This is a genomic window from Streptomyces sp. UNOC14_S4 (assembly GCF_020740835.1).
GTDB lineage: Bacteria > Actinomycetota > Actinomycetes > Streptomycetales > Streptomycetaceae > Streptomyces.
Genome location: NZ_JAINFC010000697.1, coordinates 1 through 3,036 on the forward strand (window position 1 = coordinate 1; position 3,036 = coordinate 3,036).

5 protein-coding genes are annotated in these 3,036 nt (G+C 71.0%); 1 reads left to right on the forward strand and 4 read right to left on the reverse strand.

Annotation, left to right across the window (positions count from 1 at the left end; all coding sequences use genetic code 11):
* Together K6I34_RS34475 and K6I34_RS34480 are read right to left on the reverse strand one after the other, a co-directional pair.
* Window positions 1-325: homocysteine S-methyltransferase family protein (locus K6I34_RS34475; protein ID WP_229331980.1), on the reverse strand; the 325-nt coding region annotated here is incomplete at its 3' end.
* A 52-nt stretch (window positions 326-377) separates the two neighbouring features.
* Window positions 378-1,301 carry an LLM class F420-dependent oxidoreductase gene (locus K6I34_RS34480; RefSeq protein WP_229331981.1) on the reverse strand — a complete coding sequence of 308 codons (924 nt, stop codon included), beginning with the start codon at window positions 1,299-1,301 and terminating at the stop codon, window positions 378-380.
* A 163-nt stretch (window positions 1,302-1,464) separates the two neighbouring features.
* On the opposite strand from K6I34_RS34480, the gene K6I34_RS34485 reads away from it, so the two are divergent.
* A complete protein-coding gene (locus K6I34_RS34485; RefSeq protein WP_374231102.1) occupies window positions 1,465-1,728 on the forward strand; it encodes a hypothetical protein in 264 nt (87 codons plus the stop codon).
* A gap of 11 nt (window positions 1,729-1,739) precedes the next feature.
* Here the strand turns inward: K6I34_RS34485 and K6I34_RS34490 are convergent, their stop codons facing one another.
* Together K6I34_RS34490 and K6I34_RS34495 are read right to left on the reverse strand one after the other, a co-directional pair.
* A complete protein-coding gene (locus tag K6I34_RS34490) occupies window positions 1,740-2,198 on the reverse strand; it encodes a DUF6099 family protein (protein WP_229331982.1) in 459 nt (152 codons plus the stop codon).
* 272 nt (window positions 2,199-2,470) lie between these two features.
* Window positions 2,471-2,905: a nucleotide pyrophosphohydrolase gene (locus K6I34_RS34495; RefSeq protein ID WP_229331983.1), complete on the reverse strand. Its 435-nt coding sequence runs from the start codon at window positions 2,903-2,905 to the stop codon at window positions 2,471-2,473.
* Window positions 2,906-3,036: the final 131 nt, after the last annotated feature.

Sequence of the window (3,036 nt, forward strand, 5' to 3'; positions counted from 1 at the left end):
TGCCCAGTCCCACACTGCCGCGCAGCAGCTCCGCCGCCTTCGCCCGGCCGATGCCACGGGCGGCGAACCCCTCGAACGTGGCCTGGTAGCTGGCGGTGATGAGGACCCGAGCGCCCGCCCGCAGGTAGGCCGCGTGGGCCCGTTCGATCTGCTCCGGCCCGTCGGCGAGGAGCCGGGCCGACCACAGGGCATCGGACAGGTCACAGCCCTGCGCCACCAGCTGGTTGGACAGACCCCCGTCCAGGACGAGTGGTCCGCTCGCCAGGGCCTCGGCGAGCGGCACGACCGGACCGGGAGCGGGGCCGGGGGCAGGGGCGGGCGTCATGGGCACTCCTCAGGAGCTTCCTCGGGGGCTTCCTCGGCCGTTCGCCGGACCATCAGCCCAGCTGGGGCAGGATCTGGGACGAGATCAGTTCCAGGTGGTCGAGGTCGTCGAGGTCGAGGATCTGGAGGTAGATCCTGGAGGAGCCGATCGCGGTATAGCGGCCGATCTTGTCCAGGACCTCGGCGGGCGAGCCCGCCAGCCCGTTCGTCTTCAGCTCGTCCACGTCACGGCCGATGACGGCCGCCCGGCGGGCCACCTCGGCGTCGTCCTTGCCGACGCAGACGACGAGGGCGTTGGAGTACACCAGGTCGCTCCCCTTGCGCCCGGACTCCTCCGCGGCGGCCCGCACCCGGCCGAACTGGCGCTCGCTGTCCTCGACGGAGGCGAAGGGGATGTTGAACTCGTCGGCGTACTTGGCGGCGAGCCTCGGCGTCCGCTTGGCACCGTGACCGCCGATCAGCACGGGCACCTTGGCCTGCGCGGGCTTCGGCAGCGCGGGCGAGTCGGCGAGCTGATAGTGCGTGCCGTGATGGGTGAAGGTCTTGCCGACCTCCGTCCCCCACAGCCCTGTGATGATCTCGAGCTGCTCCTCCAGACGGCCGAACTTCTCCTTGGGGAAGGGGATGCCGTACGCCCTGTGCTCCTCCTCGAACCAGCCCGCGCCCAGGCCCAGCTCGACCCGTCCGCCGGACATCTGGTCGACCTGCGCCACCTGGATGGCGAGGACGCCCGGCAGCCGGAACGTGCCCGCAGTCATCAGGGTGCCGAGCCGGATGCGGCGGGTCTCCCGGGCGAGCCCGGCCAGGGTGATCCAGGCGTCGGTCGGTCCCGGCAGCCCGTCGGCGGAGCCCATGGCCAGGTAGTGGTCGGACCGGAAGAAGGCGTCGAAGCCGAGATCCTCGGTGGCCTTGGCGACGGTCAGCAACGTGTCGTAGCTCGCCCCTTGCTGGGGCTCGGTGAAGATACGCAGATCCATGCCCCCATCCTGCACTGCCGCACGTGCGTCAACCGTCCGCACCCTCCTTCGCACCGCCCACCACGGTCGGGTGAACTTCCGCGCTCCACGGCGGGTGGGAAGTGTCCGCCGGGCCCGGTGATCGTTGGCTCGGGCGGAGCCGGACCGCCCGGCCCGCGCACCGGTGTCCGCTGCCGGAGGCGACGATCGCAACGCCGCCCGCCCGCACCGGGAGGGCCTGGCCGAGGAGGCCGCGATGACCCAGGAAGCCGTGCCCGAAGGAACGGTGCCCGCCCAGTCCGCTCCCCCGCAGCAGGGTGCGCCCAAGGGGCTGCTCCAGCAGATGGAGGAGCTGATGGCCGCGCTCGACGCCGACCTGTCGCAGCTGGACGCCGATCTGCAGGCGCCCGCCGAGCGCCCCGCGGCCGACGAGGGAGACACCGACTGACCGCCCGCGCTTCACGCGGCGCCACCTTCCCGCTCCCGGAGCGCGAGCCGTCTCTGTAACCAGCGCACTCTGTCGCTGGTCTCGTCGGCGGCGTCGATCGCCTCGATGCACTGCCAGTACAGGGCGTCCTCGTCGGAGGAGCAGGCGACGCCCACGAGGGCTATGCCGACCTCACCGAGCAGCGCGCAGAGCCCGGTCAACGTGGCCCAGTGGTCGCGCACTTCGGTGAGCTGCGCGGCCCGTATCGCCCCGGTGCGCAGCGTCTGGCGCAGCGCACCGGATGCGCGTGCGCCGGCCTCGCTCAGGCCGCCCGCCGCGGCCCGGACCTCGAAGGGTCCGTGGATCGCGAGATGGCTGCCGATCGCCCCCGCGAGCGCCTGCGTCTGCCATGCCTCCACGACGATGTCCTGAACGACTCCGGCCTGCGCCAACGCCGTTCTCGTGGCCCCGATGAGCCGCATTGCGTCCATATAAAACCGGTCCCCCGCTTTTCCGACTGCTCCGACCGCTCGGTCCGTCCGGCGGTACCGCCTCCGGTCGGCGCCGTGCCGCCCTTCGGTGTGCTCGGTGTTCGCTCTGTTCCTCGGTGATGCTCCTCGGCGCGCCCTCGGTGCCCTCCGCCCAGGGACTCGCCCAGAGAGCCGCCCGCCACTGCGTCACTACCCAGAGTGATGACTAACCGCCGGAAAAGCCAGGGGAATTCAGAAATCTGTGGATACCAAATGCGGTGTGGACAACTCAATCACTCCGGAGAGTGACGATTCGGCGAATCCGGAGTGGATTCCTCCGGTACCTGTGCGCTTCCGCCCCCGGAACGGTGCTCCGTGACCGGAAAGCGGTGCTCGTTGCGTTCGATCTTCGCGGCGAGCGCGGCTCCCGCGTCGATACCCAGTACCTCGCAGAACTGGAGCAGGTAGGCCAGGACGTCGGCGACCTCGTCCTCCACCCGCCCGGCCGTCCCCGGGTCCTCCATCACCCGCGCCGACTGCTCGGGCGTCAGCCACTGGAAGATCTCCACCAGTTCGGCGGCCTCGACACTCAGGGCCGCGGCCAGGTTCTTCGGCGTGTGGAACGGCTGCCAGCCACGGGCCGCCGCGAAGCCGGCCAGCCGACGCTGGAGCACGTCGAGCCGGTCCGGCGCACCGGGCCGCCCGGCCTCTTCCGTCCCCCTCCCCATTCCGGCCTCCAACCCAGTCCCGGCCCCAGTCCCGGCCCCGACCTCGGCCCCTGTCCCTGTCCCTGTCCCTGCTTCCGCTTCCGCTTCCGCTTCCCGATGGTGTTCTCGCGTCATGTCTCCAGATCTACCAT